The sequence below is a fragment of the Gallaecimonas xiamenensis 3-C-1 genome (assembly GCF_000299915.1).
Classification (GTDB): domain Bacteria; phylum Pseudomonadota; class Gammaproteobacteria; order Enterobacterales; family Gallaecimonadaceae; genus Gallaecimonas; species Gallaecimonas xiamenensis.
The window spans coordinates 26,679-40,642 of record NZ_AMRI01000003.1; the positions used below are offsets into that span (position 1 = coordinate 26,679).

Here is a 13,964-nt window from a genome sequence, read left to right on the forward strand (position 1 = left end):
TGGGGTGTAACCAGTTCTTAACATTCGCAAGTTGTTGATAATTATCGATGTGTAAGGGGAGTGTGACGCTGTCGTGACCGAAAATATCAGCCATTGTTCCGATTGTTTATACCCCTCACTGCTCTAGGCTGGCCTTCTATTACATTCGCAAGAAACGCCAAGGAAGGAGTTGCAGTGACCAGGAAATCCATGTTGGCCGGCGCGCTGCTGTTGGGCCTTAGCCCCAGTCTCTGGGCCGCCGACCCCCTGCTGGGAGACCCCAGCCTGAGTCCCACCCTGGCCGCCCTCATCGAGCGCCAGCAGCTGAACAACCTCGCCAACCTCAGCCAATTGGGGCAGGGCAACCTGGCCACCATCACCCAGGTCGGTCAGGGCAACCTGGCGGCCCTGGCGCAGGAAGGGGACGAGAACAGCATCAACCTGACCCAGCTTGGCAGCCACAACAGCGCCACCATCATGCAGTTTGGCAAACAAAACCAAGCCCAGGTCAGCCAGTTGGGCAGCGACAACATCATTACGCTGGGTCAGTGGGGCCAGAGTGGCTTCGCCATTGAGCAGCTTGGTAGTGGGGCGGAGATCACCGTCCTGCAATATTAACGATAGGGAGAGTCTTTAATGCGTTCGCTTTACACCCGCAAACACCTGCTGGGCCTGGCCATCGGCATGGTTCTGAGCTCAGGTGCTATGGCTGCCAGCAATGAAGCGGTGATCAGCCAAACCTCCGCTGCCGGCGTTCTGGAAGGGAACACCGCCACCGTCAGTCAGGACGGGTCCTTGCATATCGCCCTGGTCACCCAGGACGGTGAACTGAACGATACCAGCGTCAACCAAGCCGGTGTCTGGAACGAGGCCTATGCCCAGAGCACCGGCAGCGGCAACGTCATCACCGTTATCCAGAACGACGACTGGCACATCACCGACGTGTCCGTGGACGGTGAAGACAACCAGGTGGAAGTCACCCAGAGCGACTTCTTCAACCAGGCCGACGGCACCATAGTCGGCAACGGCAACAGCATGACAGTGCTGCAAAATGGCGGCATGAACGAGTCCACCACCGAGTTCGTCGGCGACAACAACAGCGCCGTGCAGACCCAACTGGGGGATAGCAACTGGACCAACGCCAGCTTCAGCGGCAACGGCAACAGCCTGGAAAGCTACCAGGAAGGCGATGGCCAGGAGTCTGGCCTGATGAACGTGCTGGGTGACAACAACAGCATGGAAGTCGAACAGCGGGGCACCGCCAACGTCGGTGGCGTGGTAGGCCTGACCGGCAACGACAACAGCGCCTACATCCAGCAGGAAGGGGCCAGCAACGTCTTCATCGCCCGTGACGTGGATGGCAACAACAACCTGCTGGACGCCTACCAGGACGGCAATGCCAACCAATTCCTGCTGCAACCTGTGGTGGGTGACGACAACGTGGTGCTGGCCGACCAGCGCGGCGACGCCAACCTCATCGAGGCCCCCTACGGCCTGGTGGGTAACGACGTGCTCATCGACATCCAACAGCGCGGCGACGAGAACTACAGCTTTGTAGCCACCGACGGCGACAGCCACAACATCAGCATCAACCAGTACGGCGATCTGAACGAAGCCGAAGCCCTGGTGCTGGGCAACCGCAACGAGGCCACCATCGTTACCCGTGGCGACGCCAACTACGCCGGTATCGGCCTGGACGGCGCGGCCAACTACGCCGAAGTGGTGCAGGAAGGGGACGACAACTACGCCTATGTTGCCTTCACCGGTGACCAGAACTTCGTTGATGTGAACCAAGACGGTGCGGCCAACGCCGTGGCCCTGACCGGCGAAGGCAATGGCAATGAACTGGCCCTGGCCCAAAACGGCGACCTGAACCTGGTTGACCTGCTGGTGGCTGGCAACCAGAACCTGATCGACGTCAGCCAAGACGGCAACGGCAACCTGGTAGGCGGTATCGGTGGCGGCGCCTTTGCCGTAACCGGCACCGGCGGTGGTGTCAGCATCACCCAGAGCGGTAACGACAACCTGGTGTTTGGCGCCCAAGCCAGCAGCGGTAACGTCATGGCCGTTACCCAGGTAGGCGACTACAACACCGCTACCATCAGCCAAAACTGAGTGAAAGGGGCGGCCTTGGGCCGCCCTTTATTCCCATGAAGACCCTTTGGCTACTGCTACTGCTGCTACTGACTTCCGTCCCTGCCAAGGCGGCGGAGATAGAACTGTCCGGCCTGGTGCTGGACCGCACCCTGACCCGCTTCGGCAAAGACTTCGCTTTTTATTTTTCCGGCTACTGGCGCGACATGCCGCAAACAGAGGGCATTTCGGTGGTGATCTATGAACAGGTCTACCCCCAGGCCGGCACCTACCTCTGGGTCGAGATGAACCAGAAGAAGATTTACGCCACCTACTTCGGCCGCCGCTACAACAACATCAAGGAAAAGGCCGAACAGGCCACCCTGATGGCCGTGGGCGAGCTGGCGGAGATCCAGGCCCGGATCATGACCGGGGAAGGATTGGAACAAGGATTGTAAAACCATGAAAAAAATCGCTTTACTGGCCCTGCTCTGGGGGGGCGGCGCCGCTGCCACCGAGCTGGTCTACACCCCCATCAACCCCAGTTTCGGGGGCAACCCCCTGAACGGCAGCTTCCTGCTCAGCAAGGCCCAAAGCCAGAACGACCACACCGCTCCCACCGAGAAGACCAGCTTCGTCGACCAGTTCCGGGCCGCCCTTGAGCGCAACATCATCAACTCCCTGACCCGGCGTATCGCCGACGGCGAGTTGACCGAAGGGGTCTATGACACCGGTGAATACCGCATCGAAGTGAGCGGCGGCGAAGGTGCCGGTGTGGTGGTGACCATCACCAACCTCACCACAGGCGAGGTCACCGTCATTACCATGCCGTCTGTGGGGTGAATATGCGCATTTTGATGCTGGCAGCCCTGGTGCTGCTGGGCGGCTGCGCCGCCTTCGACAAACCCCAGTTCAACCTGACCCCGGCCGAAATTGACGCTCCGTCGTCGCTGATGGGTCAGCTGCAGACGGCGCCCAAGCCGCGCCACCCCATACCGGTGTCGGTGTACGCCTTTCGCGACCAGACCGGCCAATACAAGCCCCAGGCCAACGTCAGCTCCTTCTCCACCGCCGTCACCCAGGGCGGTACCTCCATGTTGGTGCAGCTACTACTGGACTCGGGCTGGTTCAGCCCCATGGAGCGGGAAGGCCTGCAAAACCTGCTGACCGAGCGAAAAATCGTCTCCGCCGCCCAGCAAAAGGGCCAGGAACTGCCCAGCCTGCAGGAGTCTCGCTTGATCTTCGAGGGGGGCATCATCAGTTACGAGACCAACCTCAGCACCGGCGGCCTTGGCCTGGAGTACTACGGCATAGGGGCCTCCGAGCTCTACCGGGAGGACCAGGTGTCGGTATACCTGAGGGCGGTGGACGTGCACAGCGGCCGGGTGCTGCTGTCGGTGTCGGCCAGCAAGAAGGTGTTGTCCCAGGAACTGCGGGCCGGGCTGTTCCGCTATGTCAGCCTCAACCGCCTGGCGGAAGCCGAGGCCGGCTACACCACCAACGAACCGGTGCAATTCTGTGTCAAACAGGCAATGGAAGCCGCCCTTGCCGGCCTCATCGAGCAAGGGATAAACAAGGGATACTGGCGGGCTGACGCCCAGCCAGGTTAAGCCATCATCTTCTGGCCCCGTGACAGCTGCTGCGCCCAGCGCAGCAGTTCCACCCGGTTGCGCGACTGAGTCTTGCGGAAAATGGAAGACAGGTGCGCTTTGACGGTGTGGGCGCTGATGTTGAGGTTGTAGGCGATCTCTTTATTGCGCGCCCCTTCCCCCACCAGCTCTATGATGCGCCTTTCCTGGCGGGTCAGAGACATCATGGCCGACATGTCGGCCTGCTCCACCCCTTGGGCCTGGCGCTGGCGCAGCATGTCGTCGACCATGGCCGACAACAGGGCCCGGTCAAAGTAGAGCTGGCCACGCATCAGCAGTTTCACCGCCAACAGCACCTGGTCGAGCTGCTCGTCCCGGTAGATAAGGCCACGTATGCCCAACATCAGGGCGGTACGGGGATCCACCAGCCGGCTTTCCACCTGGTACAGGAAGATAGGTGACAGCTGCATGGCCTGGCGCACCGTGGCGGGCAAGCCGTGTTTGTCCAGGCGCAAGCCGCTGAAGGGAATGGCCAGCAGGCAGCTGTCTTCCAGCTTTTCTACGGCCTGGATATCATCCCTTACCACTTCAACGCTAAAGCCAAGTGATTGTGCCAAAAGGGGCAAATTGCCCGGCGGCTCGCGGTTGGCGAGCACGATCAGTTTGCGAAATTCTTCCATGACTACCCCAAAGTGTCGTCAGTACCCCACTTCAATGTGGTGTTCTTAGCATTTGTAGGTACGCATCGCGGACGTCCTTGAGGGGTCCATTCTGGCGCGAAATTAACCTTTTTTCTACATCCGCCAGCCCTGTCCTAGCCCGATGGGCTAGGACAAATGGGTTAGAGAGGGAAAACGTGAAAAGACGTGCTTAGCGGCAGAGCCAGTTATACAGCTCGTCTTTGAGTTGCGCTCGTTTGAGCTTGAGCCCTTTCATGGTCTGGTCATCCACAGGTTGGTCGCGCATGTGCAACCCCTTTATCTGGTGGTCCAGCTTATGGTACTCGGCGGCGGTTCGGGCAAAGTCGGGTTGGATGGACTTGAGCTCCTGAATGCGGTCTACGTGGTTGGGGAACTCGGTATAAAGGCTGTGGTTGTCCGACATCTTCAGGTTCCTCCTGGTTTGAGGTGGGTGTAGAGGCGTACGCCTCAGTGAGTATGACTCATGATAGACTTGTGTGTTCCGCGCGAATTGGGAGATTGAACATGGCCTGGATCCAGGTGCGCACCAACACCACAGCCCAAGTGGCAGAAAAACTGGGCGATATGCTGATGGAGCAGGGCGCTCTTTCCATCACCTTCATGGACGCCCAAGACACCCCCGTGTTCGAACCCCTGCCCGGGGAAACCCGCCTCTGGGGCGACACCGACGTGATGGCCCTGTTCACCGCCGACACCGACACCACCCAGGCCCAGGCCCTTATCCGCTCTGTGCTGGGTGAAGCGGCGCCGCTGAAGGTGGAAGCCCTGGAAGACAAGGACTGGGAACGGGCCTGGATGGACAACTTCCACCCCATGCAGTTCGGCAAGCGCCTGTGGATCTGCCCGTCCTGGCGTGACGTGCCGGACCCGAGCGCGGTCAACGTCATGCTCGACCCCGGCCTGGCCTTCGGTACCGGTACCCACCCCACTACGGCCCTGTGCCTGGAATGGCTGGACGGCCAGGACCTGGAAGGTAAGACGGTGGTGGACTTTGGCTGCGGCTCCGGCATTTTGGCCATCGCCGCCCTGAAACTGGGGGCCGCCCGGGTCATAGGTGTCGACATCGACCCACAAGCGATACTGGCCAGCCGTGACAACGCCGAGCGCAACGGCGTGGCCGACCGCCTGGAGCTGTACCTGCCCAAAGACCAGCCCCAGGGCCTGGAAGCAGACCTGGTGGTGGCCAACATCCTGGCCGGCCCGCTGCGAGAGCTTAGGGACATCATCCTAGGCTACCTCAAGCCCGGCGGCGCCATCGCCCTGTCCGGCATTCTCGACATGCAAGCCGAGGCCCTGGCCCAGTACTATGGCGAGCTATGCCAGGTGGACCCCGTGGTCAGCCGTGAAGAATGGTGCCGGATCAGCGGCATCAAGGGTTGAAATTTCCCGCAAGAACTGCATCAGCCCGGGATTTGCCAAGTGCACAGCAAAAAACCGCTTTCGGTCAATTTGTGACCTTTTCAGATCGGTCATAAATGCGTAAACTACGCGGCCCTGTGCATATGGCTTCCCGGGTTCATGCAAATCGGTCCTTACAAACTGGATGTGCCCCTGATCCTGGCGCCCATGGCTGGCGTCACCGATCAGCCGTTCCGTGAGCTTTGCCTGCGGATGGGTGCCGGTATGGCGGTGTCCGAAATGCTGTCTGCCAACCCCGAGGTGTGGCAGTCGGAGAAGTCCAAGTTCAGGATGTTGCACGGCGATGAAGCCGGTATTCGTGCCGTGCAGATCGCCGGCAGCGAGCCGGAGCTGATGGCCGACGCCGCTCGCTTCAATGTGGCCGGCGGTGCCCAGGTGATCGACATCAACATGGGGTGTCCCGCCAAGAAGGTGAACAAGAAGCTCGCAGGTTCTGCGCTGCTGCAGTTCCCCGACCAGGTGGAGGCCATCCTCAAGGCGGTGGTGTCGGCGGTGGATGTCCCCGTGACCCTGAAGATCCGCACCGGTTGGGATACGGACAACCGCAACGGCGTGGCGATCGCCAAGATCGCCGAACGCTGCGGTATCCAGTCCCTGGCCGTGCACGGCCGGACCCGCTCCTGCATGTTCAAGGGCGAGGCCGAGTTCGACACCATCAAGGCCATCAAGAGGGCAGTGGACATGCCCGTGGTGGCCAATGGCGACATCACCAGTGTGGAAAAGGCCAAATGGGTCCTCGACCAGACCGGTGCCGACGCCATCATGATTGGCCGTGGAGCCCAGGGCCGTCCCTGGCTGTTCCGTGAAACGGCCCATTTCCTGGCGACAGGCCGGCACCTTGCCGGACCCAGCCTCCAGGAACAGGAGTCCATCCTGCTTGGCCACGTAGCGGCCCTGCACGGATTTTATGGCGAGTTTAAAGGCGCCCAGATCGCCCGCAAGCATGTGGGTTGGTATCTGGCGTCCCATGATATGGAAGGCGAATTTCGCCGGGCTTTTTATGCATTGACGGACGCCCAGACGCAGCTTGATGCGTTGCGGCACTATTTCCGTTCTCTGTAGTTTTCAAGATAACAACCAAGAGCGTTACGACTATGTTTGACTCCAACATGACGACTGATGTTTCCAAGTCTCTGACTGCCGTTAGCCCCAAGACCGGCAATCCCCAGCCCCTGCGTGATTCCGTACGTCAAGCGCTCCAGAACTACTTCTCCCAGCTGGACGGCGAAGAAGTAACCGAACTTTATGAGATGGTGCTGAGCGAAGTGGAAGCCCCCCTGCTGGACGTAGTGATGACCTACACCCGTGGCAACCAGACCAAGGCTGCCAACATGCTGGGCATCAACCGTGGCACCCTGCGTAAGAAGCTGAAAAAATACGGCATGAACTGATTTTTCCCGGTTCCTGCTCCAACAAAAAAGGCCCTGTGCTCAGCACCGGGCCTTTTTTGTTTGCCGGCTCAGGGCGGCTGGGCATGATTGGGGTAACCCTGTTCGGGCTGGCCCTCACCCCGGTGTTTCACGTGCGCCTTCGCCGCCTGAGCGGCAACCGGCCCCTTAAGCAGCACGGCCAGGTGCCGCACTTTGAAGGCTTTGCCCAAGAGCAATAAGGGAAAATGGGCCCTCTACCAGCAAAAGCGCCATGACCGTAACGGCATCAGCCAGGTGTAACGGGCCCTAAAGTAAATCCTCGGCCAGGGCCAGGGCTTTGGTGAAGATGTCTCGTGATGGAAAAAGAAAAAAGGAGGCCTTAGCCTCCTTTTTCTTTTCACCGACGTTGTCTAGCAGGTCAGTAAAGGTACAGGGACCCTGAGCTGTTTAGGCTCTGATCGCTGTTGGTGACATTGTGGCTGATGCCGCTGGCGCTGTCGACCACACAGCTCTGAGTGTTGGGCTGGGTCTTGACCGTCACCTTGTAGCTGCCACCATCGCTAATGCTGGTGGCAAAACGGAAGCTGCCGTCACCAAGCCATGAAAGCGTGTAATAAAAGAAGGGCAGCCCAGGCCGCCCTTCTTTTATCAACATCTCCCATCAGAAGATAAGGCTGTTGTTGGCCCTGTTGCCGTCGGGAATCTGGTGGTCCGGGTCCAGGGTGATTTTAGCCACCGCCTTGGTGGTGGGCAGCAGCACTGTGGGTTTGCCCTGTTGGCGCCAGGCCTCCACCGGCAGGCGGATATCCTGGTGGCTGCCGTCCTGGTAGTCCACCCGCACCTTGGCGGGCATCACCAGTGGCTGGTGGGCGCAGAAGGTTACCTTCAGGCCCTTGGCCGGGTCGGCATCCTGGTAGGCGGCTTTGTCGACGGCCATATCCAGCTGCCAGTTATTGAGATACCAGCCGCGCCACCACCAGGCCAGATCTTCCCCGGCTTCGCTTTCCATCATCCTGAAAAAGTCGCTGGGGCTGGGGTGTTTGAAGGCCCAGGTGGCGATGTATTTCTTAAAGGCCTTGTCGAACCGGTCCGGGCCCAAAATTTGTTCGCGCAGCAGCACCAGCCCCAAGGCGCCCTTGAAGTAGCTGATGGCGTGACGGTATTTCTCGGACACGCTGTCGGCCGGGGCCATCAGGGTTGGGGCGTTCTGGTCGGCCAAGATGGGCAGAATTTCGTCCACCGGGTTGCCGCCGCCGGGGGCGTATTCGCTGTCTCTTTTGGGGGCGAATTCGCCGCCGTTGAAGGCGTCGGAGAAGTAGACGTCGATAAAGGTATTGAAGGCCTCGTCCATAAAGGCGTGGCGGCGTTCGTTGGAGCCGACGATCATCGGGAACCAGCTGTGGCCTATCTCGTGGGCGGTGATCCAGAACAGCAGGCTACCGCTGTCGTCCATGCCGTCAAAGACGATGCCGGGGTATTCCATGCCGGCGCCGTGGCCCCCCAGGTTGACCGCTACCGGCCAGGGGTAGGTATACCACTGGGAGAAGTGTTCCACCGCTCCTTTGAGGTACTGGGTGGACCTGTCCCACTTGTCCTTGCCCACCCCCTCTATGGGGTAGGCGGACATGGCCAGGGCTTGCTTTTTACCGGGCAGTTGGATACGGGCGGCGTCCAGCACAAAGGCCTTGGAGGCGGCAAAGGCCACGTCGCGGGTGTTGTCCATGTGAAAGCGCCAGGTCAGCTCGCCGCTCTGGGTGGGGCGGCTGGCTGGGTCATTGATTTCGTCCGGTGAGCGGATGTAGAGGGTCTGGTCGCTTTGCTGGGCTTTTTCCAGGCGCTGGCGCTGGCTGGCGGTAAGCACCTCTTTGGGGTTGACCAGTTTGCCCGAGCCCACCATCAGGTAGTCCCAGGGCAGGGTAACGGCGTAATCGATGCTGCCGTATTCCAGGTAGAACTCGGCCCCCAGGTAGGGCTGGGTGTCCCAGCCGCGCAGGTCGTCATAGACTGCCAGGCGCGGAAACCACTGGGCTATCTCGTAGATCTCACCGTTTTTGGACGGGGTGACGGCGGTGCGGCCGCCCCAGGTGCCGGGAATTTGATACTGATAGCGAATACGCAGCTGCACCGAGCCGGTGCGGGCCGCCAGGGGCTTGGGCAGGTCCACCCGCATCCGGGTGTCGTCCACCAGGAAGGGCAGGGGCTTTTCTTCACTGCCCAGCAGGGTCACGGATTGGATCTGGTAGCCGTCGGTGTAGTGGCCACGGCTGTGCCCTGAGCTCAGGGCGGCCCGGGAGTCGCGGCGGTAGATGTTCTGGTCCAGTTGCAGCCAAAGCACGTCCAGGGCGTCCGGGCTGCGGTTGCTATAGGTGATCACTGCATCGGCGGCCAGGGTCTTGGCCTGGGTGTCGATGCGGGCCTTGATTTGGTAGTCCACCCGGTTTTGCCAAAACTGCGGGCCAGGCTGGCCGCTGCCGCCGCGCAGGCTGGTGGCGGCGCCGGGCAGGGTCAGGGGGGCAAACAGGGCTTGGGGGTCGTAGCCACCCTGGGCCGACAGGGGGCCGGACAGGGCAAGGCAAAAGAGGCACAGGGACTTGAGCATGGGGGCTCCAGAGGGGCAAGCAAGGGCCTGGCAGGCCGGTACAGTTCGGAATAGTGGTAACAATACCGGGGCTTTTCCGAAACATGAACCGGCCGGAGTGCGCTTATTGTGCGCCAGGCCGCCGCCCTGGTTTAGCCCTCGGCCGCCACCTGCTTGAGGGCCTGGGCGTAGTAGTCGACCGACTGGCCACCGGAGATCAGGTACTTGTCGTTAAGGACCACCGCCGGTACCGCATTGATGCCCCTTTGCTGGAACAGGCTCTCTTCTTGGCGCACCTGTTCGGCATATCGGTCGCTGTTCAGCACCGCCTTGGCCTGGTCTTGGTCCAGGCCAACCTGGCCACAAAGGGCCAGCAGCAGGCTGTGGTCACCGGGGTTTTGACCCTGGCCGAAGTAAGCGGCCAGCAGGGCCTTTTTCAGGGCCAACTGGTGGTCGTTGCCCAGGGTCTGGGCCCAGGCCAGCAGCCGGTGGGCGTCGAAGGTGTTGTAGATGCGGTCGCGCTTGTCCATGTCGAAATGAAAGGCAAGGGCGGCGCCCCGCTGGGCGATCTGCTCCTGGCTTTCGGCCAGCTGCTGCGGGCTCATGCCGTACTTGGCCACCAGGTGCTCTTCAATGCTTTCGCCCTCTGGGCCCATTTGCGGGTTGAGTTCGAAGGGGTGGAAGCGCAGCTCCACTGCCACTTCGCCGGCCAGCTGGGCCATGGCCTTTTCCAAGGCGCTCAGGCCTATGGCACACCAGGGGCAAACCACATCCGAGACGAAATCAATCTTGACGGTGTTCATGAAGGCTCCTTGGCGATGCCTTGGGAAAGTGAGGGCGGCACCGCCTTTGCCTCAGGGTGGCAAGGGCTGCAATTTTTTACAAGACAGGGTTGCGTCCTGCCCCTAGACTCAAGGGCCTGACCTTGGGGGATCCTATGCAACGCCATATCGAGCACCACCTGCTGCCCGACTGGCCCGGCCTGGAGCTGGTGCGGGCCCATTACCAGGGCTTCGTGTTCGACCGCCATGTCCATCTGGACTACCACATCGGGCTGGTGGACCAGGGGGCCCAGGCCTTTATGCACAAGGGCCACCGCCACATCCTGACCCCCGGCAGCCTGTCCACCTTCAACCCCGACGAAGTCCATGATGGCGAAGGGGCCGAAAACCGCGATTATCAGGTCCGCCTCATTCGCCTGCCCCTGTCGGCCATGGCCAGGGTCAGTGCCATGATGGGCGGGCGGGACTTGCGTTTCTTCAAGGGGCCCGTGGTGCAGGACCAGGCCCTTTACCAGGGGCTTTTAACCCTACACCGCCAGTCGGAACAGGCCGAACCCCTGGCCGCCCAGAGCCTGCTGCTGTTCGTGATGGAACACCTGCTGCGCCACCACGGCGAGCCGGTAAAACCCCTGGCCGGGGCCCGGGGCCTTAGCCCCTTTCAGCTTAAGGACCTGCGGGACTATCTGATGACCAGCCTCGACGCCAAGCACAGCTTGGTGGCCCTGGCGGAGCGCTACCAGCTCAACCAATACCAGTTCCTGCGCCAGTTCAGGGCCGCCATGGGTATTACTCCCCACGCCTACCTGACGGCGCTGCGGGTGGAGCGTGCCAGGGACGGGCTCAAGGCCGGCCTGCGGGTCAAGGACGTGGCGGCAAACCTGGGCTTTTTCGACCAGAGCCACCTGGTCAGGGCCTTTCGCCGCCACTACAACCTCACCCCCCAGCAATACCAGCAGCAAACCCGCCGCTAGATTGTCCAAGGCAGGATTTGCCTTGGCCGGCACCATGGTCTCTTCATTCCGAGGAGGTATCCATGTCGCTCATTTCCCTTTTCCTGACCCTGGCCGCCGTGCATCTGGCGGCTCTGGTGGCGCCGGGCCCGGACTTTGCCCTGATGCTCAGGGCCAGCCTTTACCAGGGGCGGCGCCAAGCGTTGTGGATGGCCCTTGGCCTGTCATCGTCGATCCTGGTGCACAGCCTGGTGGTGCTCTTTGCCTTTGGTCTTATCAGCCGTTGGTTGCCGGAGCTGTTGCGTTGGCTGCCCCTGATTGGCGGCAGTTGGCTGCTGTGGCTGGCCTGGCAATGTGCCCGTAACGCCGCGAAGGCCCAGCCTGCCCTGACTCCCGCCGCCGCCCCTGAGGGCTCGGCCTGGGCGGCCGGCTTTGCCACCAGCATCCTCAACCCCAAGACCTACCTCTATTTCTTCACCCTGGTGGGAGGCTTGTTGCCGGCACAACTGGGTATGGCACCGCGCCTGGGTATAGCGGCGCTGTTTTTCTGCTTGGCCTTCGCCTGGTTTGGCATGCTGGGCTGGTGCCTGGGATCGGCATCGGTGCGGGAACGGCTGTTGGGTTGGCGCCAGTGGTTGGAAGGGAGCACCGGCCTGGTGTTCGCCGTGGTGGCGGTGTTGATGTTGGCCCAGTTTCGGCCATGAAAAAGCCGCCTTCAAGGCGGCTTCTTGTTAAACCATATCCAGCTGCTCTGGAGAGAGGATGATGCCGGTGGCGTCGGCGTAGAGCCAGTCTTCGGGCAGGAAGGTCACCCCGCCAAAGTTCACCGGTACCTCGGTTTCCCCCTGGCCCTTTTCGTCGGCACCGACCGGAATGGCTGCCAGGGCATGGATACCGATCTCCAGATCTTCCAATACATCCACTTCCCGGACGCAACCATTGATCACCAGGCCTTCCCAGTTGTTGGCCAGGGCCAGCTCGGCCAGCTCGGCGTCGATCAGGGCCCGGCGCAGGGAGCCGCCGCCGTCCACCAGCAACACCCTGCCTTCACCGGGCTCTTCCAGCATTTCGCGGATCAGGGCGTTGTCCTCAAAACATTTGATGGTGCTGACCTTGCCGCCAAAGGAACTGCGGCCGCCGAAATTGGCGAAGAGGGGTTCGACCACGTCCACCATGTCGATGTAGGTGTCGCAAAGGGCAGAAGTGTTGTATTCCATGGCAGAGTCCTGAGGAGCCGAGTGCCCTAAAGGTTAGCGCCAAAGTCGCTCCTGCCGCAAACGTCAATTAAGCCCCCTTTCTGACTTAGGGTCAGCGGCGGTTCAATCAGCCCTCTCTACCCTTGGCACACCGGCGTCGCAATGTTGATTTATCTGGGTACAATAGGGCGCCTTTGTAACAAGTGGAGCCAGGCATGCGACTTTGGTTGTTGATTGTGCTGTGTTTTTCCTGCGGCTACCTGCCGAGGGGGAACTGTGCCGAAGTGCAACAACTGGAGGCCGATACGGCTATGGCCATCAAGGCCTTCCTGCAAACAGACCCCGGCCTCAAGGCCTTCTTCAACCGTGCCCACGGCTATGCGGTGTTCCCGAAAGTGGCCAAGGGCGGCCTGATCGTTGGCGGTGCCTACGGTGAGGGCCTGGTGTTCGTCAAGCGCAAACTGGTGGGCAAGAGCCGCCTCAAGCAGTTGACCCTGGGCTTTCAAATCGGCGGCCAGACCTATAGCCAGATCGTCTTTTTCAAGTCTGCCGACGCTTTCGAGCGCTTCACCAAGGGTGAACTGGCCTTCGGTGCCCAGGCTTCGGCCGTGGCCCTGGATGCCGGCGCCGGCACCAGCGCCGACTATGAAAACGGCGTATCGGTATTCACCATGGCCCTGGGCGGCCTGATGTACGAAGCCTCCCTGTCCGGGCAGGTGTTCACCTACCAGGCGCTTCCTTAACCAATTCGTAAAGTAGCGGTCACCCCACTGTCATTGTGACCTCCTATCTTTCGCTGCAAAGAGGGAGGCAATCTATGCGCAACCTGACCGCTTTGGATCATCGCCTGTTCCAGAAAAGCCAGTCCCACCCTCAGTGGCGGCAGATGGCAGGCATAGCCCGCTGGGTCTCCCGCACCGGGGACGGCCCCTTGTACGGCCTTATCGCCTTGGCGTTCTGGATGAGCCAGTGGCCGGCCCTGCAGGGCTATGTACTGGACCTGCTGGCGGCCTTTGCCATCGAGTTGCCCCTCTATATTGCCCTCAAGAACACCTTTCGGCGCCGTCGGCCGGCCGTGGCATTGCCCGGGGCCCAGGCTTTTATCAAGCCGTCGGACCAATTCAGCCTGCCTTCCGGCCATACCGCCGCCGCCTTTGTCATGGTTACCATGGCCATCGGCCACTTTGGCCTGAGCGGCCTGCTGGCCCTGCCTTGGGCCATGCTGGTGGGGCTGGCCAGGGTACTGCTGGGGGTGCACTTTCCTTCCGATATCCTGGCGGGCGCCGCCCTCGGGGCCTGTTGCGCCTGCCTGATACTGTTCTAAGCC

19 protein-coding genes are annotated in these 13,964 nt (G+C 61.2%); 13 read left to right on the plus strand and 6 right to left on the minus strand.

What is annotated here, in order from left to right; translation table 11 throughout:
* Positions 1-174 precede the first annotated feature (174 nt).
* The 5 genes from B3C1_RS02430 to B3C1_RS02450 are packed head-to-tail and all read left to right on the plus strand — an operon-like array spanning position 175 to position 3,662.
* Positions 175-597 (plus strand): curlin subunit CsgB, encoded by a 423-nt coding sequence (locus B3C1_RS02430; RefSeq protein WP_237750948.1) that lies wholly within the window; start codon positions 175-177, stop codon positions 595-597.
* A gap of 18 nt (positions 598-615) precedes the next feature.
* Positions 616-2,094 (plus strand): hypothetical protein, encoded by a 1,479-nt coding sequence (locus tag B3C1_RS02435; RefSeq protein ID WP_008482664.1) that lies wholly within the window; start codon positions 616-618, stop codon positions 2,092-2,094.
* Positions 2,095-2,129: 35 nt separating this feature from the next.
* Positions 2,130-2,510 carry a curli production assembly/transport protein CsgE gene (locus tag B3C1_RS02440; RefSeq protein ID WP_008482666.1) on the plus strand — a complete coding sequence of 127 codons (381 nt, stop codon included), beginning with the start codon at positions 2,130-2,132 and terminating at the stop codon, positions 2,508-2,510.
* Between the two features lie 4 nt (positions 2,511-2,514).
* The gene (locus tag B3C1_RS02445) at positions 2,515-2,895 is read left to right on the plus strand and encodes a curli assembly protein CsgF (protein WP_008482669.1); all 381 of its coding nucleotides are present in this window, start codon (positions 2,515-2,517) and stop codon (positions 2,893-2,895) included.
* 2 nt (positions 2,896-2,897) lie between these two features.
* On the plus strand, positions 2,898-3,662 hold the full coding sequence (locus tag B3C1_RS02450) for a CsgG/HfaB family protein (RefSeq protein ID WP_008482671.1): 765 nt from the start codon (positions 2,898-2,900) through the stop codon (positions 3,660-3,662).
* On the opposite strand, the gene B3C1_RS02455 is transcribed toward B3C1_RS02450, so the two are convergent.
* Together B3C1_RS02455 and B3C1_RS02460 are read right to left on the minus strand one after the other, a co-directional pair.
* A complete protein-coding gene (locus tag B3C1_RS02455) occupies positions 3,659-4,321 on the minus strand; it encodes a helix-turn-helix transcriptional regulator (RefSeq protein ID WP_008482672.1) in 663 nt (220 codons plus the stop codon). The two genes, B3C1_RS02450 and B3C1_RS02455, sit on opposite strands and share 4 nt — an antisense overlap.
* A gap of 190 nt (positions 4,322-4,511) precedes the next feature.
* Positions 4,512-4,745: an HP1242/YdcH family protein gene (locus tag B3C1_RS02460; protein WP_008482673.1), complete on the minus strand. Its 234-nt coding sequence runs from the start codon at positions 4,743-4,745 to the stop codon at positions 4,512-4,514.
* A 101-nt stretch (positions 4,746-4,846) separates the two neighbouring features.
* On the opposite strand from B3C1_RS02460, the gene prmA reads away from it, so the two are divergent.
* The 4 genes from prmA (at position 4,847) to B3C1_RS20725 (ending at position 7,370) form a co-directional block, all read left to right on the plus strand.
* Positions 4,847-5,722 carry a 50S ribosomal protein L11 methyltransferase gene (gene prmA / locus B3C1_RS02465; protein ID WP_008482674.1) on the plus strand — a complete coding sequence of 292 codons (876 nt, stop codon included), beginning with the start codon at positions 4,847-4,849 and terminating at the stop codon, positions 5,720-5,722.
* A gap of 138 nt (positions 5,723-5,860) precedes the next feature.
* Complete coding sequence (gene dusB / locus B3C1_RS02470) at positions 5,861-6,823, plus strand: tRNA dihydrouridine synthase DusB (RefSeq protein ID WP_008482675.1); 963 nt, start codon at positions 5,861-5,863, stop codon at positions 6,821-6,823.
* Between the two features lie 32 nt (positions 6,824-6,855).
* Entirely contained in the window at positions 6,856-7,152 is a 297-nt protein-coding gene (gene fis, locus B3C1_RS02475) for a DNA-binding transcriptional regulator Fis (protein ID WP_008482676.1), read from the plus strand.
* 83 nt (positions 7,153-7,235) lie between these two features.
* Positions 7,236-7,370 carry a hypothetical protein gene (locus B3C1_RS20725; RefSeq protein WP_272944681.1) on the plus strand — a complete coding sequence of 45 codons (135 nt, stop codon included), beginning with the start codon at positions 7,236-7,238 and terminating at the stop codon, positions 7,368-7,370.
* A 179-nt stretch (positions 7,371-7,549) separates the two neighbouring features.
* Here B3C1_RS20725 and B3C1_RS02485 read toward each other — a convergent pair whose 3' ends face one another.
* The 3 genes from B3C1_RS02485 to B3C1_RS02495 form a co-directional block, all read right to left on the minus strand.
* A complete protein-coding gene (locus B3C1_RS02485) occupies positions 7,550-7,786 on the minus strand; it encodes a hypothetical protein (RefSeq protein WP_008482678.1) in 237 nt (78 codons plus the stop codon).
* A 6-nt stretch (positions 7,787-7,792) separates the two neighbouring features.
* Positions 7,793-9,730 (minus strand): M1 family metallopeptidase, encoded by a 1,938-nt coding sequence (locus B3C1_RS02490; protein ID WP_008482680.1) that lies wholly within the window; start codon positions 9,728-9,730, stop codon positions 7,793-7,795.
* A 131-nt stretch (positions 9,731-9,861) separates the two neighbouring features.
* Positions 9,862-10,512, minus strand: coding sequence for a DsbA family oxidoreductase (locus B3C1_RS02495; RefSeq protein ID WP_008482682.1), 651 nt, complete (start codon positions 10,510-10,512; stop codon positions 9,862-9,864).
* A gap of 134 nt (positions 10,513-10,646) precedes the next feature.
* Here B3C1_RS02495 and B3C1_RS02500 point away from each other — a divergent pair, with 134 nt between their 5' ends.
* Complete coding sequence (locus B3C1_RS02500) at positions 10,647-11,462, plus strand: AraC family transcriptional regulator (RefSeq protein ID WP_008482683.1); 816 nt, start codon at positions 10,647-10,649, stop codon at positions 11,460-11,462.
* Positions 11,463-11,524: 62 nt separating this feature from the next.
* On the plus strand, positions 11,525-12,145 hold the full coding sequence (locus B3C1_RS02505) for a LysE family translocator (RefSeq protein ID WP_008482684.1): 621 nt from the start codon (positions 11,525-11,527) through the stop codon (positions 12,143-12,145).
* Between the two features lie 27 nt (positions 12,146-12,172).
* Here B3C1_RS02505 and rraA read toward each other — a convergent pair whose 3' ends face one another.
* A complete protein-coding gene (gene rraA / locus B3C1_RS02510) occupies positions 12,173-12,658 on the minus strand; it encodes a ribonuclease E activity regulator RraA (RefSeq protein WP_008482685.1) in 486 nt (161 codons plus the stop codon).
* A 194-nt stretch (positions 12,659-12,852) separates the two neighbouring features.
* Between rraA and B3C1_RS02515 the strand changes: the two genes are divergently transcribed.
* Together B3C1_RS02515 and B3C1_RS02520 are read left to right on the plus strand one after the other, a co-directional pair.
* On the plus strand, positions 12,853-13,380 hold the full coding sequence (locus tag B3C1_RS02515; RefSeq protein WP_008482688.1) for a lipid-binding SYLF domain-containing protein: 528 nt from the start codon (positions 12,853-12,855) through the stop codon (positions 13,378-13,380).
* A 74-nt stretch (positions 13,381-13,454) separates the two neighbouring features.
* On the plus strand, positions 13,455-13,961 hold the full coding sequence (locus B3C1_RS02520; RefSeq protein ID WP_008482690.1) for a phosphatase PAP2 family protein: 507 nt from the start codon (positions 13,455-13,457) through the stop codon (positions 13,959-13,961).
* Positions 13,962-13,964 lie beyond the last annotated feature (3 nt).